Source organism: Streptomyces sp. NPDC107521, assembly GCF_055598485.1.
Map to the genome: position 1 here is coordinate 14,039 of NZ_JBVKAT010000028.1, position 22,080 is coordinate 36,118.

The following is a 22,080-nucleotide window of genomic DNA, read 5'->3' on the forward strand; positions in this document are numbered from 1 at the left end:
GCCCGCTGGGCGCCGAGGGGCGGCCGGGGAGCACGGTTCCGCTCCGCCCCGCTGCCCGCCGGTCGGTCCGCCCCGCTGCCCGCCGGTCGGTCCGCCCCGTTGCTCGCCGGTCCGCTGCGGCTGGACGTCGGCAGGAGGCGTGGCCGACCGCCGGGCCGGTACTGTCCCCCTCCGGAGGTGGCGCGTCGCCGCCCCTCGGCGTCAGGGTCCCGGACCGGCGATGTGCCCGCGCGGTGGGCTCACCGCAGCCGCAGCCGCAGCCGCAGCCGCAGCCGCAGCCGCAGCCGCAGCCGCAACCCGAGCCGGAGGCAGGGTGGAAGCAGGGCGCGGGCGGCCCGGTGTCAGCGGCCCGTGCCGAAGTTCTGGGTCCACCAGGGCCCGCCGTCCCCCGTGTGCACACCGACGCCCAGTTCCTCGAAGGCGCAGTTGAGGATGTTCGCGCGGTGGCCCGGGCTGTCCATCCAGGCCGCCATCACCGAGGCGGCGTCGGCCTGCCCCCGGGCTATGTTCTCGCCCAGCGCGGACCACGCGTAGCCGGCGGCCCCGACCCGGTCGGCCATGGTCGAGCCGTCGGGTCCGGTGTGGGACATCACGCCGCTCGCGGCCATCGCGTCGCTGTGGGCGTCGGCGGCCCGGGCCAGCCGTCCGTTCGCCGTGACCGGTGCGCAGCCGGCCCCGGCGCGTTCCTCGTTGACCAGGACCAGCACCCGTTCCTCCGTGCTGTCGGCCCCGTCCCGCGCTCCCGATCCGGTGCCGGAGTCCGTCCCCGATCCCCCCTCCGTCCCCTTCCCGGTACCCGCTCCGTCGGCGGCGCCCCCGTTCCCGCCTCCACCGCCGCTCGCCGGTGGAGCGGACGGCCGCCGGGCGGGCGGTGCGCCCGCGTCCGGCGGCGCGGCCCCGCCGGTGGCCGACGGGCCCGCCGCCGAGGTGCCGCCGGGTGTGCCGGTGGGAGAGGGCTTCGCGCCGGGGGAGGCGCCTCCGCCCGGTGAGCCCGCGCCGCCGTCGCCCTTGTCCTTCCTCCCGCTCGCGCTCCCGTCCGCGACGGACGCCGACGCGGACGGCCGCGGTGACGGCGGGACCGGGGCCGCCGTACCGTCCCGGCCGCCGGCGGGGCCCTGCGCCCCGGCGACCGCGTTCGTGGTGACCCGCTCCGCCGGACCGCCGTCCCCGTCCCGGGTCACGGCCAGGGTGAGCGCGGCGCCCGTCATGACGACGGCGGCGCCCAGGGCGAGCGCGGCCCCGCGCCGTCCCGGCCGCCGCCTCGGACGCGCGTGGGAACGGGACGGGCGGGCGGCTCTGCGGGAACCCATGCGACGGACACCTCGGCTCGACGGACGGCGGGGGGAGGGGGTGGGGACGGGAGGGAAGCGGGCGACGGGAGTGGGCGGAGGACGGCGCCGAGGAAGGGGGAGTACGGGCGGCGCGGCGGGGGGAGGCGGACGGGAGTCGGGAACGGGAGGGACGTGGGGGACCCCGGTGGACGCGGAAGCGCCCACCGGGACCGTGGGGGGTTGCCGAGAGCCTAGGGCGGGCACCGTGCCGATACGGCCTCCACGGGGCGTTCTTCAAGGAGCCTTAAGAAAGACGCCAAGGTCCGCTGAGGAACGCCGGGACAAAAGGGGGCACAGGTCACACCGGGCGAGTGGCCCGCCTCATATGGCGTACCGGCGGCCCCGACGACACCATGTCCTTGTCACCGGCAGGGCTGAAGGGATCGACAATGTTCCGCAAGGTGCTGGTCGCCAACCGCGGCGAGATCGCCATCCGCGCGTTCCGCGCGGGCTATGAGCTGGGCGCGCGCACCGTCGCCGTCTTCCCGCACGAGGACCGCAACTCCCTGCACCGGCTGAAGGCCGACGAGGCCTACCAGATCGGTGAGCCCGGCCATCCGGTGCGCGCCTACCTCTCCGTGGAGGAGATCGTCGCCGCCGCCCGCCGCGCCGGGGCCGACGCGGTCTACCCGGGGTACGGCTTCCTGTCCGAGAACCCGGAGCTGGCCAGGGCGTGCGAGGAGGCGGGCATCACCTTCGTCGGCCCCGGCGCGGACATCCTGGAGCTGACCGGCAACAAGGCCCGTGCCGTGGCCGCCGCCCGGGAGGCCGGGGTGCCCGTCCTGGGCTCCTCCGCGCCCTCCACCGACGTGGACGAACTCGTCCGGGCCGCCGACGGCATCGGCTTCCCCGTCTTCGTCAAGGCCGTCGCGGGCGGCGGCGGGCGCGGCATGCGCCGGGTCGAGGACCCCGCCCGGCTGCGCGAGTCCATCGAGGCGGCGTCCCGGGAGGCGGCCTCCGCCTTCGGCGACCCCACGGTGTTCCTGGAGAAGGCCGTCGTCGAGCCCCGCCACATCGAGGTGCAGATCCTCGCCGACGGCCGGGGCGACGTCATCCACCTCTTCGAGCGCGACTGCTCGGTGCAGCGCCGTCACCAGAAGGTGATCGAACTCGCCCCCGCCCCCAACCTCGACCCCGAGCTGCGCGACCGGATCTGCGCCGACGCCGTCGGGTTCGCCCGGCAGATCGGCTACCGCAACGCCGGGACCGTGGAGTTCCTCGTCGACCGCGAGGGCAACCACGTCTTCATCGAGATGAACCCGCGCATCCAGGTCGAGCACACGGTGACCGAGGAGGTCACCGACGTCGACCTCGTCCAGGCCCAGTTGCGGATCGCCGCCGGGGAGAGCCTGGCCGACCTCGGCCTCGCCCAGGAGAACATCACCCTGCGCGGCGCCGCCCTCCAGTGCCGGATCACCACCGAGGACCCGGCCAACGGCTTCCGCCCCGACACCGGCCGGATCAGCGCGTACCGCTCGCCCGGCGGCTCCGGCATCCGCCTCGACGGCGGGACCACCCACGCCGGGACGGAGATCAGCGCGCACTTCGACTCCATGCTGGTCAAGCTGTCCTGCCGGGGGAGGGACTTCACCACCGCGGTCAACCGGGCCCGGCGGGCCGTCGCCGAGTTCCGTATCCGCGGCGTCGCCACCAACATCCCCTTCCTCCAGGCGGTGCTGGACGACCCGGACTTCCAGGCGGGGCGCGCCACCACCTCGTTCATCGAACAGCGCCCCCATCTGCTCACCGCCCGCCAGTCCGCCGACCGCGGCACCAAGCTGCTGACCTACCTCGCGGACGTCACGGTCAACAAGCCGCACGGGGAACGCCCGGCGCTGATCGACCCGTTGACCAAGCTGCCGGCGCTGCCCGCCGGGGAGCCGCCGGCCGGTTCCCGGCAGCTCCTGGCGGAACTCGGCCCCGAGGGCTTCGCCCGGCGGCTGCGCGAGTCGCCGACCATCGGCGTCACCGACACCACGTTCCGCGACGCCCACCAGTCGCTCCTCGCCACCCGGGTCCGCACCCGGGACCTCCTCGCCGCCGCCCCGGCCGTCGCCCGCACCCTGCCCGAACTGCTCTCCCTGGAGTGCTGGGGCGGCGCCACCTACGACGTCGCCCTGCGCTTCCTCGCGGAGGACCCGTGGGAGCGGCTGGCCGCGCTGCGCGAGGCGGTGCCCAACATCTGCCTCCAGATGCTGCTGCGCGGCCGCAACACCGTCGGCTACACCCCCTACCCGACCGAGGTGACCGACGCCTTCGTCCAGGAGGCCGCCGCCACCGGCATCGACATCTTCCGCATCTTCGACGCCCTCAACGACGTCGACCAGATGCGGCCCGCCATCGACGCCGTACGGGAGACGGGAACGGCGGTCGCCGAGGTGGCCCTGTGCTACACGGCCGACCTGTCCGACCCCGGCGAACGCCTCTACACCCTGGACTACTACCTGCGCCTGGCCGAGCGCATCGTGGACGCCGGCGCCCATGTGCTGGCCGTCAAGGACATGGCGGGGCTGCTGCGGGCACCGGCCGCCGCCACCCTGGTCGGCGCCCTGCGCCGGGAGTTCGACCTGCCGGTGCACCTGCACACCCACGACACCGCCGGCGGCCAGCTCGCCACCTACCTGGCCGCGATCCAGGCCGGTGCCGACGCGGTGGACGGGGCGGTGGCCTCCATGGCGGGCACCACCTCGCAGCCCTCGCTGTCGGCCCTCGTCGCCGCCACCGACCACACGGCCCGGCCCACCGGCCTCGACCTCCAGGCCGTCGGTGACCTGGAGCCGTACTGGGAGGGCGTCCGCAGGGTCTACGCCCCCTTCGAGGCGGGGCTGGCCGCGCCCACCGGCCGCGTCTACCACCACGAGATCCCCGGCGGGCAGCTCTCCAACCTGCGCACCCAGGCCATCGCGCTGGGCCTCGGGGACCGCTTCGAGGACATCGAGGCGATGTACGCCGCCGCCGACCGGATGCTCGGCCGCCTGGTCAAGGTCACCCCGTCGTCCAAGGTCGTCGGGGACCTGGCCCTGCACCTGGTGGGCGCCGGGGTGGCGCCGGAGGACTTCGAGGAGTCGCCGGACCGCTTCGACATCCCCGACTCCGTCATCGGCTTCCTCCGCGGCGAGCTGGGCACGCCGCCCGGCGGCTGGCCGGAGCCGTTCCGCACCCGGGCGCTGCGCGGACGCGCCGGATCCCGCCCGGTGCCCGAGCTGGGCGAGGAGGACCGCACCGGACTCGCCAAGGACCGCCGGGCGACGCTCAACCGGCTGCTGTTCCCGGGCCCGGCCCGGGAGTTCGACACCCACCGCGCGGCCTACGGCGACACCAGCGTCCTCGACAGCAAGGACTTCTTCTACGGGCTGCGCCCCGGCACCGAGTACAGCGTCGACCTGGAACCCGGTGTGCGTCTGCTGATCGAGCTCAAGGCCATCGGCGACGCCGACGAGCGCGGGATGCGCACCGTGATGTCGACGCTCAACGGCCAGTTGCGGCCCATCGAGGTGCGCGACCGGGCGGCGGCCTCCGACATCCCGGTCACCGAGAAGGCCGACCGCTCGGACCCGGGCCATGTGGCGGCCCCGTTCGCCGGTGTGGTCACCCTCGCGGTCGCCGAGGGCGACGAGGTCGCCGCCGGTGACACCGTGGCCACCATCGAGGCGATGAAGATGGAGGCCGCCATCACCGCCCCGAAGTCCGGCACGGTGAGCAGGCTGGCCATCAACCGCGTCCAGCAGGTGGAGGGCGGCGACCTCCTCGTCCAGCTCGCCTGAGCGCGGCGGGGCCGCGCGGAGACGCAAGGAGGCGGTGGTCACCGGGCCCTCGGGCCGGTGACCACCGCCTCCTCCGCGTTCACTCGCCCTTCGGCGCCGCCTGCTGGGCCACCTCGAAGGACCACAGCGTGGAACCGGTCGCGGCGGGCGCGGGACGGTCGCCACCGCCCTGGTGCGCCTCCTTGCGGGGGCCCTCCATCCACGCCGTGAAGGACTCCTCGTCACGCCAGCGCGTGTACACGAGGTACTGGTCGGTGCCCTCGACCGGCCGGAGCAGTTCGAACCACTCGAAGCCGTCGGAGTTCTCCACGGAGTGGGCCCGGGCGGCGAAGCGCTGCTCCAGCAGCTCGCGCTGCTCGGCGGGGACGGTCAGCACATTGATCTTGACTACGCTCATGGCCTCATCCTGCCATCAGCACGGCTTGCGCCAGGGGTCCAGGTCGGGCTTCTTCAGCATCGAGGACAGCCCCAGGCTGCGCGCCTCGGGGCAGAACCCCCGGGTCGTGCCGGAGTACTCGACGTGGAACACGGCCTTCCCCGCCTCGATGAACGGGGTCAGCCGGTCGCACTCCCCGTACTCGGCGCACTGCTCGTTGACGGCGAAGTCGAACGACTTCACCAGCTCGGGGATCTGCGGCAGGTCGTTCTTGAGCCCCACCGACAGCCCGCGCTCATGAGCGATGTCGGCGATCATGCGGTTGTAGACCAACTGGTCGCGGGCGGTCAGCGGGAAGCCGGACTTGTTGCCGTAGGCCTCCACCAGATCGGGCTCGACCGCGTCGAAGCCCTTGTCCCGGCACATGTCGAAGCGGCGCTCCATGATCGGGCGGAGCACGGAGACCCGGCGGATGTCGAGCCAGCGCTCGCCCGCCCAGCCGTTGGTCCCGCCCAGCACCCGCTCCGGGAAGTCGTCGGCGTCCGGCCGGTAGTCCTCCCAGGCGCCGACGTTGATGTAACAGATCACCTTGCGTCCGGCCCGGTGCAGCCGGGCGACGTCGGCCGCCGAGTTCTCGAAGCCGTCGATGTCGTAGACCGGCACGTCGGCCGTCTCCTGGACCGGCCCGTTGAGCTGCCACTGCCAGGCCAGGCCCGGCCGGGGCTGCCACAGGGCGGACCGCTGGCCGGTCCCCGGCGCCGGGGTGTGCCCGGCGCGGTGGCTCTCCCTGCCGGTTCCGTCATCCGTTCCGGCGCATCCCGCCAGCACTAGGGCCGCCAGGGCGGCTCCCAGCGCCGTGCGTAACCAGATCCGGGGGTTCATCACTGCACTCCTGTCAGTACGGGGGTCAGTCGGGCCCAGGGGTTGGGCAGTTCCCCGGTCACGGGACCGGAGACGGCGGCACCGCGCTCGGCCGCCGTGCGCACGGCGAGCGGCGTCAGTGCCTCGGGCACGCCGTACACCAGATGGCAGAAGCGCTCCGGTGGGTGGCGCTGCGTCCAGTCCGGGCGGCTGAACGCCGATACGTACGTCGTCCACGAACCCTCGAAGGTGACGAGCAGATCCGCGAACCGGGCGTAGCCGGGCGCCGGGTGCACCCCCGGGTTCAGCACGACGGGGTCGGCGCCGTGCCGCCGCAGGGCCCGCACCAGCCGCCGGTACTCCGCCAGCCCCGACTCGGCCGCGCTGACCCGGTCGAGGAAGCAGCCGTCGGTCCCGTACCAGCGCTGGTGCCGGGCCAGGTCCTCCAGCACGTCGGGGGCCGGCCGGGTGCCGTAGTCGGTGTCGACGTAGCCCAGCAGCCGGGCGCCCGCCGCCCGCAGCGCCCCGGCCGCCGCGGTGAACGCCGGGTCGGGCGTGTCGCCCGGGCCGTCGGCCGGGTTGAGCACCACCGCGTAGGTGCGGTCCGCGGCGGTGATCAGCCGGTGCCAGGCGCCGGGGTCCTCGGCCGGATGGACGTACAGCGGGACGAGGAGACTCACGACGTCCGGCCCTCGTCCGCGGGTCCGGCGGCAGGCACGGGGCGGTGCGACCACAGCGCGTCCAGGGACTCGTCGAGCGTGTGCGCGGGCCGCCAGCCCAGGGCCTCGCGGGCGGCGCCGATGTCGGAGCACTGCCAGGACACCTGGTCCGAGCGGGACGAACCGGCGCCCCGCTCCTCGATCCGGCCCCGGAACCCGGCGATGTCCGCGAGCGTGTCCACCAGCCGGCGCACCCGGACCGCCCGTCCGCCGCCGACGTTCAGCACCCGCGGCAGCGGACCGTCGGCGGTCACCGCCCGCTCCACGGCGCCCGCGACGTCGCGGACGTCCACGAAGTCCCGGTACGCCGAGAGGTCGCCCAGTCTGAGCACCGCCTCCGGGCCGGAGCCCGCCTCGCGCAGCAGCCCGGCGACCCTGCCGGGCAGACCGCCCGCCGGGGCGCCCGGCCCCACCGGGTTGCCGACCCGCAGGACCACCGCGTCCAGCCCGGACACGGTCAGGACCACCGTGCCGGCCAGTTTGGTGGCGCCGTAGGCGGTGACGGGCCGGGTGGGCGCCGACTCGGCGGTCGGCACCCGCCCCTCGCCGGGCCCGTACTCGGCCGCCGAGCCGAGGTGCACCAGCCGCGCCCCGGGACGGGACCGGCGCAGCGCCGCGCAGAGCACGGCGGGGCCGCGGGCGTTGACCTCCGCGAGGGAGACCGGGTCACCGCTGACGGCGCCCGCGCAGTTGACGACGGCGTCGGGCGCCGCCGCCTCCAGCAGCGCGGCCAGCCGCTCCGCCGGGACGGTGGCGAGGTCGACGGGGACCTCGGCGTCGGGCGACCGGCCGCCGCCGAGCACCCGCGCGCCCGGCAGGGCGCGCAGCCGCTCGGTGACATGGGTGCCCAGGTAGCCGGTGGACCCCAGGACGAGAATGCGCATGCGGTGGTCAGGCTCCCTTGAGCAGCAGCGCCTTGCGGCTGGTGAACTCCGCGTTGGCCCGGTCGTAGTCGTCGGGACGGCCGATGTCGAGCCAGTAGCCGTCGAAATCGTAGGCGTGCGGCGGGTTGTCCGCGCGCAGCAGATCGAGCACCAACTCGTCGAAGCCCAGGGGCAGTCCGGCCGTGTAGCCGTCGAGCGTGGCCCGGGACAGACCGTACACGCCCATCGAGACCCGGTAGTCCATGCTGGGCTTCTCGGTGAAGCCGACCACTCTGCTGGCGTCGGTGGTGAGCACCCCGAAGTCGATGTGGACCTTGCGGGCGTAGGTGGCGATGGTCAGCGGGGCCCGCTCGGCGCGGTGCCGGCGCAGGACGTCGGCGTAGTCGAGGTCGGTCAGGATGTCCCCGTTCATCACGAGGAAGTGCTCGGGCAGCCGCTCGCGCATGGTGAGCAGCGGCCCCATGGTCCCCAGGGGGCTCTCCTCGGAGGAGTAGTCGACGGTCAGGCCCCACTGGGAGCCGTCACCGACGTAGGCGCGGATGATCTCGCCCAGATGGCCGATGGCGATGGTGCAGCCGGTGAAGCCGGCCCCGGCCAGTTGGCGCAGCACGATCTCCAGGATGGCGTGCTGGTCGCCGATGGGTACGAGCGGCTTGGGCAGCGCCGTGGTGTAGGGCCGCAGCCGGACACCCTTGCCCCCGGCCAGGATCACTGCGTGCATGGGATTCCCCTCGATTCAGTGCCGGTGGTGGTCAGATGTTGTAGATGCCGGTCTTGTAGCGGGCCAGGTTGGCCGGGTCGCGGAAGAACCCGACCGTCTGCGCCAGGCCCTGCTCCAGGTCGTGCCCGGGGCTCCAGCCGGTGGCCTCCCGCAGCCGGGTGGCGTCCGCGACCAGCCGCATCACCTCGGAGGCCGCGGGCCGCAGCCGCTCGGCGTCCTCGCGGACGTCGAGGGAGGTGTCCATCACCTTGCCGATCAGCGCGACGAGGTCGCCTACGGAGATCTCGCCGCCGGTGCCCGCGTTGAAGGTGCGGCCCACCACCCGGTCGGCGGGCGCGGTGCCGACCGCGAGGAACGCCCGCGCGGTGTCCTTGACGAACATGAAGTCACGGGTGGGGCGCAGGTCGCCCAGGGTGATGGTCCGCTCCCCGGCCGCCACCTGGCCGATGACGGTGGGGATCACGGCCCGCATGGACTGCCGGGGGCCGTAGGTGTTGAACGGGCGCAGCGTTACCACGGGGGTGCCGAAGCTGGCGTGGTAGCTGTCGGCCAGCCGGTCCCCGCCGGCCTTCGACGCGGCGTACGGCGACTGGGTGTTGATCGGGTGGTCCTCGGTGATCGGCACGGTCTGCGCGGTGCCGTAGGTCTCGCTGGTCGAGGTGTGCACCAGCCGGGGCGTGCCCTGGGCGCGCACCGCCTCCAGCACGTTGAGGGTGCCGGTGACGTTGGTGTCCACGTAGCTGTGCGGCGCGCGGTAGGAGTACGGGATGGCGATGAGCGCGGCCAGGTGGTAGACGCACTCGGCGCCCTCCACGAGGTGGCCGACGGAGCCGGGGTCCCGGACGTCGCCGAGGACGATCTCGACCTGGTCGAGGACCTCGGGGGAGAGGGTCTCCAGCCAGCCGTAGGAGGAGAAGGAGTTGTACTGGGCCATGGCCCTGACCCGGTACCCGGAGGCGACCAGTGCCTCGGTGAGGTGGGAGCCGATGAAGCCCTCGGCTCCCGTGACGGCGGCGAGCGGTGCGGAGGTCACGCGTGATCCTTTCGATCGGTGACGGGACGTGCTGCGGACGGAAGGGGACGGGGAGGCGGCGGCGCGGCGGGACGGCCCGGTGCCCCGCCGCGGGGAACCGGCCGGGGCCGGTTCCCCGCGCGGTGGTCCGGGACGCGGGTCCGTGGAGGGGACGGCGTGACGCCTCGTGGTGCGGCGGGCGGTGGGGACGGGCCGCGGGGACGGTCGGTGGTGCGCCGGGCGCGGGGACCCGGGGCCGCGGGCGCCACCGGGCACGGGGCCCGGCGGTGCCCGCGGACGACGGAGGGCGGTGCGGTGGTGCGGGGACCGGGGGCCCTGGGGGACGGCGGGACGGGACGCCCCGGTGGTCCCGCGGCGCGGGGCGCCGGCTCGGCGGTGTGGGGCGCGCGGGGGCGCCCGGGATCAGGCATGGGCGGCCGGCCGCCCTAGGGTCCGCACGGCGAGCACCGTCAGGCAGAGCGCCGCCGCGCCGCAGCACAGCGCCAGGACGGTGGCCGCCCCGGAAGCCGGGCCCGACAGCACGCCCGCGGCCGCCCCCGCCGCCGCGGTGAGGCACAGCGCGGCCGGCGGCCAGGCGGTGCCGAACGCCTGGAGCAGCAGCGACACCCACAGGGCCGCCGCCAGCAGGGCCAGGGTGGCGGGATCGGCGTCGACCAGCAGCGCCACCGGGACCAGCGGCCCGGCGTACACCAGCAGGCAGCCGGCGAGGACGGCGGCGGAGCGCAGCCGGAAGCCGGCCGGGGTGGCGGTGGCGCGCAGCGCGGCCACGGACAGTCCCCGGTAGCGGTACAGCAGCCACTCGGCCGGGCCCATGCTCAGGGTCAGCACGATCACCGCCCACGGGAACTGGCGGCCCATCAGGAAGACCAGCGAACCGGCCGCCAGTCCGAACAGCCCGTACGGCAGCGACTGGAGCAGCCTCGGCCGGGCGGCGTCCGGGACCGGCGGTTCGGCCAGCACGGTGCGCAGCGCCCAGCCGGCCGCGGCCAGGGCGCCGAGCAGTGACAGCAGCGGCAGCCCCGCGCGCAGCGCCGTCCCCGGCTCCCACCAGGGCAGTGTCGCGGCGCCGGCGGTCACCGGGGCGAGCGCGGCCAGCAGCAGCCGCTCCCGGCCCAGCACCAGCAGCACCCCGGCCGCCGCGAGGTAGCCGGACTGGACCGCCACGACCAGAGCGGCGGCGCCGGACCCGGCCAGCGGGACACCGGCGGCGACGGCCGCCGCCGCGCCGAGCGGGGCCCCCTTGAGCAGGGTGCGGCCCGCCTCCCGGCGGCCGGCCGCCATCCGCAGATAGGCCCGGTGGCCCAGGGCCTGGTTCCAGGCCCAGGACACCAGTCCGGCCGTCACCAGCGCCGTCACCACTCCGGCGGACGGCAGCAGCCGTCCGGCCAGCGCGTAGGCGAGGCCGGGCAGCGCGAACAGGGCGCCGCGCAGCGCGCAGCGCGCGTGGTCGGGCCGCCAGGGGTCGGCCGGGAGCGGCGGTTCCGGGAACCGGCGCGGTATGCGCGTGTACAGGGCCTCCGCCAGCGAGAAGAGATCGCGGTGCCCGTACCGTTCCCGGATCACCTCCCCGGTGAGCCCCTCGGACTCCAGCAGGGCGGCGACCTCGTAGGCGTGGACGGCGGGGGCGATGCGGTCGGCGAGGTCGGCGGCCAGCCGGTCCACCGCCTCGCGCCGCACCGCGTCGCCGGGCCGGACCAGCGCCAGGGTGTGCTGGTCCGGCAGGTGCAGGGTGAGGGTGCGCTGGTCGGCGAGCCGCAGTGCCAGGGTGTCCTGCTCCGCGCCGCCGGGTTCCAGCGGCATGGGGCCGCTCATCCGGTCGCGCTCCTCACCGAGGAGGCGAACTCCCGCGTCACGACGGCCGCTCCGGTCGCCGGTGCGCCGAACGCGGACAGTTCGAGATAGATCGAGCGGAAGGTGTCGATGGTCTGCCGGAGGGTGAACTGCTCGATCACCCGCAGCCGGGCGCCCTCGCCCATGGCGCGTCGCCGCACGGGGTCGCCGAGCAGCTCCAGCGCCGCCGAGGCCATGGCGGCCGGGTCGCGGGGCGGCACCACCAGTCCGGTGTCGCCCACCGCCTCCCGGACGCCGCCGACGTCCGTTGACACCGTTGCCCTGCCGCACGACATGGCCTCGATCAGGGTGAACGGGAAGCCCTCGCTGATGCTGGAGAGCATCACGACGTTGCCGGCCGCGTAGGCGTCCTTGATGTCGTCGACCCGGCCCTCGAAGGTGACCGCGTCGCCGTGCCCGAGCTGCTCCGCCAGCGCCTCGCAGCGCTCCCGGTACGCCTCGCCGCCGCGCGGGGTGCCGCCGAACAACCGCAGTCGCACGTCGGGGAGTTGGGAACGCACCTGGGCGAAGGCCCGGATCAGGGTCTCCAGGTCCTTGATGGGGTCGACCCGCCCGGCCCAGCTCATCACCGGCCGGTCAGGTTCCGGCCCGGCGGGCGGGAACGCGGCGGGGTCCACCCCGTTGTAGACGGTCCGGATGGCGTTGGGGGCGGCGCCGCCCCGCTCCTCCCAGAGGCGGTTGTAGCGGTTGCCGGGGGTGATCAGGGCCGCCCGCCGGTAGGTCTCCTCGGCCAGCAGCCGGAAGAACCCCAGTACCAGCGCCTTCACCGGCCACCGGTACGGGGCGGTGCGATAGCCCAGATAGCGTTCGCGCAGGTAGACGCCGTGCTCGGTGAGCAGCAGCGGCACACCGTGCCGTTCCAGCGCGGCCAGCCCGGGCAGCACGGCCACACCGCCGCTGACCGCGTGCGCCACCCCGTGCTCGGGTGGCGGCGCGGCCAGCGGACGCAGCGCGTGCTCCAGGAGCGCGGTCGCGGTGACCGCGTCGTGCAGGGTGGGGCGGGCCTCCCGCACGGCCAGCCCCGGCCGGTTCCAGACGGAGGTGAGGACGCCGATCGCCCGGTCACCGCGGAGGAACGGGCTGAGCCCGCCCTCCGCGGCGGCGTCCGCGAGCCGGTACAGGGCGGGACCGAACCCGGCCTCGGCCCGCGGATCCAGCAACGACATCACGAACTGTTCGTAGGCGGCGGCCAGTTGGTTGCCCGCCCGGCCGCGCGGGGCCCGGCCCTCCGGCGCGGGCCCCCACATGGGTACGGACACGACCCGGGAGACGTGGGCGGGCGTGTCCCAGACGACCGGCTCACGGCCGGTGCCGGTGACGGCGATGACGTCGAACCCGATGTCCGGCATGCCGGTCACGAGTTGGTCGCACCAGACGCTCACACCGCCGTGGCTGTGCGGGTAGGTGCCTTCGGTGAGGAGGGTGACGCGCGGCGCGCCGGGGCGCCGCGCGCCGTGGGAAACGTGCATGGATGTGCTCCACGGCCGGGTGTGGGGTGGTCGGTTCCGCGACTCAGCGCTGAGCGCCGTACGGCACCTGTTCGGTCACGCCGGCCGGGACGCGCGTGCGGGGAGCGGCGGGCGTCGGGGCGGCCGTGCCACCGGGGGCGGCGAGCGCGGAGGGACCGGCGGCGGACGTGGGCAGGGTCAGCGAGAGGGTGCCGCCCGCCGGGGAGGTCCAGCCCGAGAGGGTGCCCGCGTAGGCGGCGCCGAAGCCGGAACCGCCGTTGGCGGTGCCGGTGGGCATGGTGGCCGGGACCGCGGTGCCCGCGGGGGCCTGCACCGTCACGGCGTCACCGATGCGGTACGCGGTGACCTGGCCGGAGTCGACGGCCGTCTTCCAGGTGGAGCGGCGCTTCAGCTCGACGCCGATGTCCTTCATCCGCAGGTTGACCACGGGGGTGTTGGCCGCGAAGAGGTCGTCGTAGCCGCCCAGGACACCGTCGAGGACCGGGTACGCGATGCGCTCCTCGGCCAGGTTCGACTGGTGGATGAAGTGCGGCTTGGGGTCGTTGGCGAGCACGTGCCCGAGCGCGATCCGGGTCTCCAGCGGCACGATGTAGTCCGTGTACCCGGTGGCGGTGTTCAGCGGCGCGGACAGGCAGGTGGAGGTGGCGGGGTTGTCCTCGCAGATCCCGCTGCCGCCCTGGGCGCGGCTGGTGTAGATCCAGTTGTACTCGTCGACCTGCTCGGCGGCCTTGCCCGCGTTGTAGAAGACGTTCATCGGGTAGCGGGAGACGGTGGTGGCGGAGCCGACCGTCCGCTGCTGGGGGTCGCGGGAGTTGTCCGAGCCGAGCCAGGCGATGCCGTGGTCGGTGAGGGCCGGGCCGAGGTTGGGGTTGTCCACCGGCTGCTGCGGGAACAGCTTCAGCCCCGAGTGCTCACCGGTGACCAGTTCGTCGTTCTGCAGGGGGAGCTGGGCCGTCTGGCCCCAGGTCCGGTTGAGGGCGATCTCGTCGGAGATCGCGCTGCGGCTGACCCACTGGGTGTTGCCGTTCCGGTCGGTGACGCACTTCCACGGCACCACGCTGATGTCCTGGAGGCAGCCGAGGAAGGCGTGCGTGTAGGTGTGGTTGATCCACCGGAAGTCGTTCCGGTCGGTGATCAGCTTGTCCGCGAGCGGGTCGGCGCCGTTGTTGTCCTCGCGGTGGTCGACGCTGCCGGAGGCGTTGTACGCCAGGTCCAGGGTGATGCCGCGGCTGCTCTGCCAGGCGGCGGCGTGGTCGACGTCGGCCGGCAGCATGCGGATCGGGTTCGGCGTGCCGCCCTCGCCCGGCTGGCAGTCCACGTCGCCGGGCGTGCAGTTCAGCTCGGTGTCCCAGCGGTCGTCCGCGGCGAACACGTCGTCCACGTGGACCGCGAAGTAGTTGCGGCTCGCGCCCAGGTGCACACCGCCGGTCATCCACTCCACGATGCCGCGGGCCAGCAGGCGGAACTGCTGCTGGTACTGGTTGTAGACGAAGGTGACGACCAGCTCGCGGCGCCCGTCGTGCCGGTACTCGCCCACCAGTGAGCCCTTGGTGGTGCGGCCCGGGATCGTCGCCTGGACGTAGGGGGTGAAGTCGGCGCCCGGCGCGGGCGTCGACAGGTAGGCGTAGGACTCGCCCACGGTGGGGGAGTTGTCCTCGAAGGGCACGCCGCCGTCGAGGTAGCCGAAGGGCCCGGCCAGACCGGCGGAGGTCACCTCGGCGCGGGTGCCGTCGAGGCTGCCGGCGTAGCCGGTGCCGACCGCGTACTGGAGTCCGACCTCGGGGCGGGCGTAGGTGTAGGCGTCCACCTGCGGGATGTCGTAGGTCCGCTCGTAGGACGCCAGCGCGGCCATCTCGGCGGAGCCGGCGGGGAACGGGTTGTCGCTCGGCAGGACCACGGCCTGGAACTTGGCGCGGGGGCGGCCGTCCACGGTGTCCGCGAGGAAGCCCGCGTTGATCACGGATCTGGCGGCGTTCTGTAAGTCGATCTTCGTGTAGGGCGTTCCCGCGGTCGCCAGCTCGGCGGCTATGGCGTCGGTGGACGGCCCGCCGTCACTCACCACCAGCACGCGCAGATCGACGCGCGGAGCGGCGGTGTCGGCGTGGGCCGCACCGGCCGGCAGTCCGACCGAGGCGAGGAGCGCCCCCACTGCCAGTGCCGTCGTGCGTATGGTCCGCTTCATTCGGTGAAATCCCCTCCCAAGGGCAGGGGTGGAGCTCGTCGGGAGCTTCCCACCCCATGGCTTCACGCCGCCGCCCCCCTAGACGCCGGTCGTTGCCTCATCCATCGGGTCACATAGTGAGGTCTGTGTGGAGCTTTTGTGTCTCTGCTGCGGAACTTGACGGAAAAGCGTATGTGTCCAGTCCTTCGGGAAACGCGCTGTTCCGGACGTGCGGGGCGGCTCGTCCCCACCGGACCGCTCCGTCCGGTATGCCGCTGCGCTGGGGAGCTGCGGCGATGCCCGCGCCGGAAAGAGTGCGATCCGCGCCGCCGCGGCCGGGGGAACCACTCGCGGAAAGCCGTTCGGCCCGATGTCGAGATCAAGTCACGGCCGGGCGCCGGGGAACACGCCGACGGCCGGCCCCCCAGGGGGGACCGGCCGCGAGGAGGGGGTGCTCAGGCGCAGAGGACCCGGGTCTCGGGGGTGTACACGGGGCCGCTGTTGACGCTGCTGCTGTCGCTGAACTCGGCGTAGTAGTACGAGTAGAAGCCGATGTTGCCGTTGCAGCCGGAGTCGGCGGCGACCTGGAGGGTCAGGGTGACGGTGCGGCTCTGGCCGGGCGGCACCGTGGTGCCGTAGTTCTGGCCGAGGTTGGCCGGGCCGGTGCCGGTGCAGGGGACCGGGCCGGTGGCCGTGGCGAGGCTACAGCCGGTGAAGCTGTACTTCAGGTCGGGCCGCATGGTGGTGAGGTACGTCGGGTCGATCGTCTGGTAGACGAACCAGACGTCGTAGGTGTTGTGGTTGGTGAGCGTCATCGACAGGTTCACCGTGCCGCCGGGCGTGGTGGTGGCCGTGTCGGTGCTGAAGGTCAGCTCGGCCGACGGAGCGGCGGCGGCGCTCGCGGAGGGCGCCATGCCGAAGAGGGCGAGGGCGAGGGCAATGATCGTGGCGAGACCGAAGTGCCTCGTTCGAGAGGATCGCATGGCCCGGGAGACTAAGCACGGCCCCGAGGCACCGTCTGCACCCCCGGTCACGCCGGAAGCGCGACTCGGCCGGAAAGTGTGCGTCCCGTGAAGGACTCGTGAGGGTGTCGCGACGTCGCGGGACGGAGGGCGTCGCCGCACCTGAACGCGGAAGTGCCCCGCGCTCCTGCCGGTGACAAGGACGCGCCGGCGGGCCGGTTGAGCCGTCGCACGGCAATGGCGGATTCCGCGTCGGTGCCTGCGGCGGCGGACGGCCGCGGAACCTTGGCCGCCGCGGCCCGGAGCGGGTCCGTGCGCGACGCGTGCGCGCCGGTGCCGTCCGGGGGCGCACGACGGGCCGGCCGCCCGGCCCGAGGGGCGGGCCGGGGGCTTCGCCACGCACGGCGGGACAGGGAGGCGGTCCGGAACGGGCGCTGGGAGGGCGGCGGTTGAAGGACGATCATGAGGGGAGGCATACCGGAGGATGATGCGGGGCAGTGTCGGAGTGCCCCGCTGTCGGCGGGGTGCCGCACAATGCGGATAGCGAGATCAACACCGGCCGAACCGGGTACGCGGGTCTCGATCGAGTCCCTGCCCAGGAGAGGTCACCCCCGATGCCGCTCATCGCCGTCCACGCCGACGCCCCCATACCGGCCCGCGTCCCGTCCTCCGCCCGCACCCGCCGGGCCGCATCGCCCGCGCCGTCCACCGCCGACGCCGACGTCCTGCGGATCGTCTCCGACTCCCGCACCCCGGTCTTCGTCACCGAACACCCCGACGGGCGGCGCAGATACCGCTACTGGCGCCCGCTGGACTCGGTGACCGGCAAGGGCGGCTGTTATGTGGCGCTGCCCACCGAGACCTGCGAACTCCTGCGCGCCGAGGGCCGGATCGCCCTGGGCGAGCCGCTCACCGATCCGACGCGGACCATCTACCGGGTGAGTTCCGCCCGTACACCGGCGGGCCCCACCCGCACCCCGGCCCGGACCGTCCGCACCCCCGCCGAACCCGTGCGGTCCGTGCCGCCGCGGATGCGCGCCGCCTGAGCCTGCCGGGTCACGGGGCGCCCACCGGGGCCGCCCCGGACGGTGGGGCCAGCGCGCCGAGGGGACCGCACGTCGGCGCGGCGGGGAGCCCGGACGGCCGGGGAGCGGGTCAGAAGGTCTCCACGTACTCCTCGGCGGGCCCCAGTTCGGGCCGGTCGCGCAGCTCGACACGGTCCCCGGAGCGGTGCAGTTCCAGGACGGTGAGCAGATTGTCCCCCGCCCGCAGCAGCGGCGCGGGGACGTACAGGGTGCGCTGCGGGCCGATCTCCCAATAGCGCCCGAGAAGCGTGCCGTTGACCCAGACGAACCCCTTGGCGAAGCCCGGCAGGGCGAGGAAGGTGTCGGCGGTCCGGGCGAGAGTGAACCGCGCCGTCGAGAACCCGCCGGTGTCCCCGCCCGGCGCCGCCGCCACCGCGCGCTCCAGGTCCTCCGGGGTCCAGAGGTCCAGCGGCAGCCCGCGCGCGGTCCAGCCGTGCACCAGGCGCCGTCCGACCGCCACGCCGCCGAGGACGCCCTTGTGCGCGCCGAGCAGCGGACCGTAGTTCACCCGGCCCTGGTTCTCCACCAGCAGCTCCAGACAGGCCCGTTCGCCCCGGCCGGTCACCTCCAGCGAGCCGTCCTCCCGGTCGAGGACGCCGAGCGGGGCGCCGTCCAGGAAGACCTGGGCACGATCGTGCAGGCCGGTGACGGTGAGCGGGTGGGCGCCGTTCGGCAGCAGCGGCTCGGCGCGGTAGAGCACCAGCCCCGACGCCTGCTCCAGCTCCTCGAAGCTCGGCGGATGGGGCGAGGACACCGGCTCGGACACCGCCCGCAGCCCCTCCAGCAGCCCTGCGCCCGCGACGACGGGGACGGAACGGGGCGCCAGCAGCTCCGGATCGGAGGGCAGTTGCCGCACCGGCGCGCCGGTCACCGGACGCAGCAGCTCACGGAGGGCGTGGAACTTCGCTGTCAGCGCGCCGTGTTCGGACACCGGGGCGTCCGAGTCGTAGCTGGTGACCGTCGGCTGGAGGCGCTCTCCGTCGTGGTTGGCGCCCGCCCACAGGCCGAAGTTGGAGCCGCCGTGCGCCATGTAGAGGCTGACCGAGCCGTCGGCGCCGAGGATGCCGGAGAGGGTGTCCGCCGCGCTCTCGGCGGAGCGGACGTGGTGCTTCTCGCCCCAGTGGTCGAACCAGCCGTTCCAGAACTCGGCGCAGAGGAAGGGTTCGTCCCGGCGGCGCGACCGCAGCAGCGCGGCGGCCTCCTCCGCGTGCGAGCCGAAGGTGGCCGTCGCCAGGTGGCCGGGCAGAGCGCCGCCGTCCTGCATCAGCTCCGTCGGCCCGTCGGCCGTGTACAGAAGCTCGGTGATGCCGCGTCCGGTGAGGGCGTCCCGCACCCAGCGGAGGTACTCCCGGTCGTCGCCGTAGCTGCCGTACTCGTTCTCGATCTGCACGGCGACCACCGGCCCGCCCCGTGAGCACTGCAACGCGGCCAGGCGCGGGACCAGTTCGTCGAACCACCGTCCGACCTCGTCCAGGTACGGCCGGTGGGAGCAGCGCGGCCGCATGCCGGGCCGGCCGGTCAGCCAGACCGGCAGCCCGCCGTTGTCCCACTCGGCGCAGATGTACGGGCCCGGCCGGACGATGACGTCGAGGCCGGTCTCCTGCGCGGTCCGGACGAACCGCTCCACGTCCTGCCACCCGGTGAAGCGGTACCGGCCCGGCCGGGGCTCGTGGAAGTTCCACGGGACATAGGTGTCCACCGTGTTGAGGCCCAGGGCCGCGATCCTGCGCAGCCGGTCCGCCCACTGGCCGGGATGGACGCGGAAGTAGTGCAGGGAGCCCGACAGCACGCGGTGCTCACGCCCCTCGCGCAGCAGTCGGCCCCCGGGATGGGTGAGGACCGGCGTGTGATCGGGTGCCCTCGGTGTGATCGATGCCATCCGTTCCTCCCTCGGACTCCGGGCCGCCTCGTCCCGAATGAGCAGGGTGTCCTCGGGTCGGCGCTACGGCCCCGGCCGGAACTATGGCAGACGATGTTATCGATGCCAATGGCCGCTCGACGGCCGTACACTGCGGGGCATGGGCGGCGGTGCCCGCACCGCCGCGCTCCGCGCACGCACCGCCCGCCGGGAGGGACACGATGGCTTCGACGACGCCCGGGACCGCCGGGGGCCGGGCGGAGGAACGGACCGCGCCGGAGGGCGGCGCCGCCCGCCCCCCGGGCATGACCGATGTCGCCCGGCTCGCCGGGGTGTCGGCGCAGACCGTCTCCCGGACCCTCGCGGGCCACCCGCACGTCCGCCCCGAGACCCGCGCCAGGGTGCTCGCCGCCGTCGGGCAGCTCGGCTACCGCAGGAACAACGCGGCCCGCGCCCTCTCCTCGGGCCGCAGCCGCACCATCGGCGTGGTCACCCTGCGGACCACCTTCGCCTCCCGTGCCGGCCTCGCCCTCGGCGTCGAGTCGGCGGCCCGCGCGGCGGGCTACGCCGTCTCCGGTGCCACGACCGCCTCGCCGGACGCGGTGGCCGTGGCGGAGGCCCTGACCCGGCTGGTCGACCAGGGCGTCGAGGGCGTCGTCCTCTGCGTCCCGCTGGTGCGGGCGTCCCCGGCGCTCGAACGACTGACCCGCGCCGTGCCGACGGTCACCGTCGACGGGGCGCGGACGACGGCCACCGAGGTCGTCGCCGTCGACCAGGCGCTGGTGGCCCGGCTGGCGACACGGCACCTGACCGACCTGGGCCACGAGAGCGTCTGGCACGTGGCCGGGCCGGGGGAGTGGCTCGACGCCTCCGCCCGCCGCACGGCCTGGCAGGACGCGCTGCGGGAGCGGGGCCTGACCGCGCCTCCGGTGCTGGAGGGCGACTGGACACCGGAGTCCGGATACCGCCACGGGCTGGTCCTCGGCCGCATCCCCGAGGCGACCGCGGTCTTCGCGGCGAGCGACGAGATGGCCTTCGGGGTGATCCGCGCCCTGCGCGAACTCGGCAGGCGGGTGCCGGAGGACGTCTCCGTCGTCGGCGTGGACGACATCGCCCTGGCCGCCTACTGCGCGCCCGGCCTCACCACCGTCGCCCAGCCGTTCACCGCGGTCGGCGCGCTGGCCGTGGCGCGGCTGCTGCGTCGCGTCGGGGGAGCGGCGGAGGCCGCCGGACCCGTCCGCCCCGAACCGGTGCTGGTGGTGCGCGCCAGCACGGCACCGGCGGCCCGCCCCGGCCCGCGGACGGCCCGCCGGAGCGGCAGAAGCGGCGGTACGCCGGGCGACCGGCCGGGCGGCTGACGGAACGCCCGGCCGGTCGGTCGTCCGTACGGACCGGCCGGGAGGACCGGCCGGGGATCCCGGGCCGGAGCGGGGGGCACGCACGCGGGGCCACGGCCGCGGCGGGAGCCGCTCCGGACGTGCCCGGTCCCGCGCGGGCCGGGGTGCGGGCGGGCGGCCGGCCGGTCCGGGGAAGTGGCCCGGAGGAGGGGCCCCGGGGAAGGCACCGGGATCCCCGGGTCACGCCATGCCGTCCCGCAGCGCCGACTCCGGCCCCATGACGACCACCGGCCGCTCCGCCGGGTCCAGCGCGAGCAGCAGTTCCCGCATGTGCTCCTCGCTCAGGGAGACACAGGCGTTGGTGGGTCCGCCGTGGTCCACATGGAGCCACACCCCGCCGCCCAGCTCGTCGCCCATCGGCCGGTCGGGGTCCAGGGGGGTCGTGCCGGGGACCCGGTTGTAGTCGATGGCGATCACGAAGTCGAACGACCCCTCCAGGGGCTCACCGAGATGACCGTCGCCCTCCACCGTGAACGCCGGGTCCTCGTCGTACGGCAGCCGGGTGCCCGGGTCGGGCAGCCTGCCCCCGGCGTCCGACAGCCCGAAGACGCCGACGGGTGTGCGCAGATCGCCCTCGTGGTGGTCGTCGGTCCAGCCGCGCAGCCCGTTGTGCGTCGGCCAGGGCCCGGCCGCGGCGCTCCAGCCCCGCTCGGGGTCCCGCTCGTACAGCACCGCTCGCCCGCGGGACGCGTCCTCCGTCGCCGCCCGGACCATCAGCACCTGCCGGGTGGCGGCCGGGATCCGCGCCAGCATTCCGGGACCGAGCCCGGGCAGGGGGCGGAAGACGACGGCCGGGGGACCGGGATGGGCCGCCGCCGTCCGTTGCGGCGCGGGCGACGGATCCTCCCGCGACGGCGGGGCGCACCCGCCTCCCAGCGCACCGGCGCACACGACGGCACTGACGACGAGCACCAGTGCTCTCCTGACGGGCATACCGACCTCCGACTCCGTACGTGGACACCTCATTGCTTGACCACATACGCGAGCGGGTGCCCCGCCGCCTCCCGCTGTCCCCCGTTCGGCGCAGCCCGGACGGGGCGGAGGGCGGCGCCGGGGCCGGGGCGGTGCGCACCGCCCCGGACGGAGCTGACAGGCTGACGGCATGCGTCTGTACGAAGAGCGACTCGGCGTGCCGAGGACGTGGCACTGGCTCGCCGCCCTGCTGGCCGTGATGACCGGCCTCTTCCTGCTGCCCCTCGGCCCGGTGGCCGCCGCGGCCGGACTCGGCGCCGCGGCGGCCCTGGCGGCCCTCGGCCTGTACGCCTACGGGGCGGCCGGCATCGTGGTGACGGGCGGTCACCTCACGGCGGGCTCCCACCGGTTCCCGCTCGCCTCCCTCGGACTCGCGGAGATCCTGGACGCCGAGGAGGCGTTCCTGTGGCGCACCCGGCGGGCCGACGGGCGGGCCGCGATGCTGCTGCGCGGCTACGTCCCCACGGCGCTGCGCATCGAGCTGCACCACCCCGGCCATCCGGCGCCCTACCTCTATCTGTCGACCCGTCAGCCGATCACGCTGCTCGCGGTGTTGGCGTTCGCCCGGCGCTGAGCGGCGGGGGGTCCGCCCGCCCGCCGGGGTTCGGGGCGCCGCCATGCGGCGGCGGGGCGCCC

At 74.7% G+C, this 22,080-nt stretch carries 17 protein-coding genes; 4 read left to right on the top strand and 13 right to left on the bottom strand.

What is annotated here, in order from left to right; genetic code table 11:
- Nucleotides 1–341: 341 nt before the first annotated feature.
- Nucleotides 342–707: a CAP domain-containing protein gene (locus ACZ7LB_RS29380; RefSeq protein ID WP_471472311.1), complete on the bottom strand. Its 366-nt coding sequence runs from the start codon at nucleotides 705–707 to the stop codon at nucleotides 342–344.
- Between the two features lie 1,013 nt (nucleotides 708–1,720).
- Between ACZ7LB_RS29380 and ACZ7LB_RS29385 the strand changes: the two genes are divergently transcribed.
- Nucleotides 1,721–5,095, top strand: coding sequence for a pyruvate carboxylase (locus ACZ7LB_RS29385; RefSeq protein WP_471472313.1), 3,375 nt, complete (start codon nucleotides 1,721–1,723; stop codon nucleotides 5,093–5,095).
- A gap of 79 nt (nucleotides 5,096–5,174) precedes the next feature.
- On the opposite strand, the gene ACZ7LB_RS29390 is transcribed toward ACZ7LB_RS29385, so the two are convergent.
- From ACZ7LB_RS29390 to ACZ7LB_RS29435, 10 genes are all read right to left on the bottom strand, one after another.
- Nucleotides 5,175–5,492 (bottom strand): antibiotic biosynthesis monooxygenase family protein, encoded by a 318-nt coding sequence (locus tag ACZ7LB_RS29390; protein WP_471472314.1) that lies wholly within the window; start codon nucleotides 5,490–5,492, stop codon nucleotides 5,175–5,177.
- A 15-nt stretch (nucleotides 5,493–5,507) separates the two neighbouring features.
- Nucleotides 5,508–6,353, bottom strand: a complete 846-nt coding sequence (locus ACZ7LB_RS29395) for an endo alpha-1,4 polygalactosaminidase (protein WP_471472317.1) — start codon at nucleotides 6,351–6,353, stop codon at nucleotides 5,508–5,510.
- Complete coding sequence (locus ACZ7LB_RS29400; protein ID WP_471472319.1) at nucleotides 6,353–7,012, bottom strand: spherulation-specific family 4 protein; 660 nt, start codon at nucleotides 7,010–7,012, stop codon at nucleotides 6,353–6,355. The genes ACZ7LB_RS29395 and ACZ7LB_RS29400 overlap by 1 nt, the downstream gene beginning before the upstream one ends.
- Nucleotides 7,009–7,935 carry an NAD-dependent epimerase/dehydratase family protein gene (locus tag ACZ7LB_RS29405; protein ID WP_471472321.1) on the bottom strand — a complete coding sequence of 309 codons (927 nt, stop codon included), beginning with the start codon at nucleotides 7,933–7,935 and terminating at the stop codon, nucleotides 7,009–7,011. The genes ACZ7LB_RS29400 and ACZ7LB_RS29405 overlap by 4 nt, the downstream gene beginning before the upstream one ends.
- Before the next feature lie 7 nt (nucleotides 7,936–7,942).
- The gene (locus tag ACZ7LB_RS29410; RefSeq protein ID WP_161224308.1) at nucleotides 7,943–8,656 is read right to left on the bottom strand and encodes a nucleotidyltransferase family protein; all 714 of its coding nucleotides are present in this window, start codon (nucleotides 8,654–8,656) and stop codon (nucleotides 7,943–7,945) included.
- Nucleotides 8,657–8,687: 31 nt separating this feature from the next.
- Nucleotides 8,688–9,689 (bottom strand): GDP-mannose 4,6-dehydratase, encoded by a 1,002-nt coding sequence (locus ACZ7LB_RS29415; RefSeq protein ID WP_471472323.1) that lies wholly within the window; start codon nucleotides 9,687–9,689, stop codon nucleotides 8,688–8,690.
- 402 nt (nucleotides 9,690–10,091) lie between these two features.
- The gene (locus tag ACZ7LB_RS29420; RefSeq protein WP_471472325.1) at nucleotides 10,092–11,501 is read right to left on the bottom strand and encodes a hypothetical protein; all 1,410 of its coding nucleotides are present in this window, start codon (nucleotides 11,499–11,501) and stop codon (nucleotides 10,092–10,094) included.
- Entirely contained in the window at nucleotides 11,498–13,009 is a 1,512-nt protein-coding gene (pelF, locus tag ACZ7LB_RS29425; protein WP_471472327.1) for a GT4 family glycosyltransferase PelF, read from the bottom strand. Before pelF ends, ACZ7LB_RS29420 begins: the two co-directional genes overlap by 4 nt.
- A 43-nt stretch (nucleotides 13,010–13,052) precedes the next feature.
- Entirely contained in the window at nucleotides 13,053–15,191 is a 2,139-nt protein-coding gene (locus ACZ7LB_RS29430) for a hypothetical protein (protein WP_471472329.1), read from the bottom strand.
- A 434-nt stretch (nucleotides 15,192–15,625) separates the two neighbouring features.
- Entirely contained in the window at nucleotides 15,626–16,153 is a 528-nt protein-coding gene (locus ACZ7LB_RS29435) for a hypothetical protein (RefSeq protein WP_471472331.1), read from the bottom strand.
- Nucleotides 16,154–16,746: 593 nt separating this feature from the next.
- Here ACZ7LB_RS29435 and ACZ7LB_RS29440 point away from each other — a divergent pair.
- The gene (locus tag ACZ7LB_RS29440) at nucleotides 16,747–17,178 is read left to right on the top strand and encodes a hypothetical protein (protein WP_471472333.1); all 432 of its coding nucleotides are present in this window, start codon (nucleotides 16,747–16,749) and stop codon (nucleotides 17,176–17,178) included.
- Between the two features lie 109 nt (nucleotides 17,179–17,287).
- Here the strand turns inward: ACZ7LB_RS29440 and ACZ7LB_RS29445 are convergent, their stop codons facing one another.
- Nucleotides 17,288–19,096, bottom strand: coding sequence for a glycoside hydrolase family 35 protein (locus ACZ7LB_RS29445; RefSeq protein WP_471472335.1), 1,809 nt, complete (start codon nucleotides 19,094–19,096; stop codon nucleotides 17,288–17,290).
- Between the two features lie 200 nt (nucleotides 19,097–19,296).
- On the opposite strand from ACZ7LB_RS29445, the gene ACZ7LB_RS29450 reads away from it, so the two are divergent.
- On the top strand, nucleotides 19,297–20,433 hold the full coding sequence (locus tag ACZ7LB_RS29450) for a LacI family DNA-binding transcriptional regulator (RefSeq protein WP_471472337.1): 1,137 nt from the start codon (nucleotides 19,297–19,299) through the stop codon (nucleotides 20,431–20,433).
- A gap of 219 nt (nucleotides 20,434–20,652) precedes the next feature.
- Here ACZ7LB_RS29450 and ACZ7LB_RS29455 read toward each other — a convergent pair whose 3' ends face one another.
- The gene (locus tag ACZ7LB_RS29455) at nucleotides 20,653–21,405 is read right to left on the bottom strand and encodes a hypothetical protein (protein WP_471472339.1); all 753 of its coding nucleotides are present in this window, start codon (nucleotides 21,403–21,405) and stop codon (nucleotides 20,653–20,655) included.
- Between the two features lie 169 nt (nucleotides 21,406–21,574).
- Here ACZ7LB_RS29455 and ACZ7LB_RS29460 point away from each other — a divergent pair, with 169 nt between their 5' ends.
- Nucleotides 21,575–22,018 carry a DUF3093 family protein gene (locus ACZ7LB_RS29460; RefSeq protein WP_471472341.1) on the top strand — a complete coding sequence of 148 codons (444 nt, stop codon included), beginning with the start codon at nucleotides 21,575–21,577 and terminating at the stop codon, nucleotides 22,016–22,018.
- The last annotated feature ends 62 nt before the right edge of the window (nucleotides 22,019–22,080 follow it).

What these genes read in the sequence shown, in the direction of transcription:
- ACZ7LB_RS29385 (WP_471472313.1), top strand. Translation starts at nt 1,721, where the DNA reads ATGTTCCGCAAGGTGCTGGTCGCCAACCGCGGCGAGATCGCCATCCGC.
- ACZ7LB_RS29390 (WP_471472314.1), bottom strand. Translation starts at nt 5,492, where the DNA reads ATGAGCGTAGTCAAGATCAATGTGCTGACCGTCCCCGCCGAGCAGCGC.
- ACZ7LB_RS29395 (WP_471472317.1), bottom strand. Translation starts at nt 6,353, where the DNA reads ATGAACCCCCGGATCTGGTTACGCACGGCGCTGGGAGCCGCCCTGGCG.
- ACZ7LB_RS29405 (WP_471472321.1), bottom strand. Translation starts at nt 7,935, where the DNA reads ATGCGCATTCTCGTCCTGGGGTCCACCGGCTACCTGGGCACCCATGTC.
- ACZ7LB_RS29410 (WP_161224308.1), bottom strand. Translation starts at nt 8,656, where the DNA reads ATGCACGCAGTGATCCTGGCCGGGGGCAAGGGTGTCCGGCTGCGGCCC.
- ACZ7LB_RS29420 (WP_471472325.1), bottom strand. Translation starts at nt 11,501, where the DNA reads ATGAGCGGCCCCATGCCGCTGGAACCCGGCGGCGCGGAGCAGGACACC.
- pelF (WP_471472327.1), bottom strand. Translation starts at nt 13,009, where the DNA reads ATGCACGTTTCCCACGGCGCGCGGCGCCCCGGCGCGCCGCGCGTCACC.
- ACZ7LB_RS29430 (WP_471472329.1), bottom strand. Translation starts at nt 15,191, where the DNA reads ATGAAGCGGACCATACGCACGACGGCACTGGCAGTGGGGGCGCTCCTC.
- ACZ7LB_RS29435 (WP_471472331.1), bottom strand. Translation starts at nt 16,153, where the DNA reads ATGCGATCCTCTCGAACGAGGCACTTCGGTCTCGCCACGATCATTGCC.
- ACZ7LB_RS29440 (WP_471472333.1), top strand. Translation starts at nt 16,747, where the DNA reads ATGCCGCTCATCGCCGTCCACGCCGACGCCCCCATACCGGCCCGCGTC.
- ACZ7LB_RS29445 (WP_471472335.1), bottom strand. Translation starts at nt 19,096, where the DNA reads ATGGCATCGATCACACCGAGGGCACCCGATCACACGCCGGTCCTCACC.
- ACZ7LB_RS29450 (WP_471472337.1), top strand. Translation starts at nt 19,297, where the DNA reads ATGGCTTCGACGACGCCCGGGACCGCCGGGGGCCGGGCGGAGGAACGG.
- ACZ7LB_RS29455 (WP_471472339.1), bottom strand. Translation starts at nt 21,405, where the DNA reads ATGCCCGTCAGGAGAGCACTGGTGCTCGTCGTCAGTGCCGTCGTGTGC.
- ACZ7LB_RS29460 (WP_471472341.1), top strand. Translation starts at nt 21,575, where the DNA reads ATGCGTCTGTACGAAGAGCGACTCGGCGTGCCGAGGACGTGGCACTGG.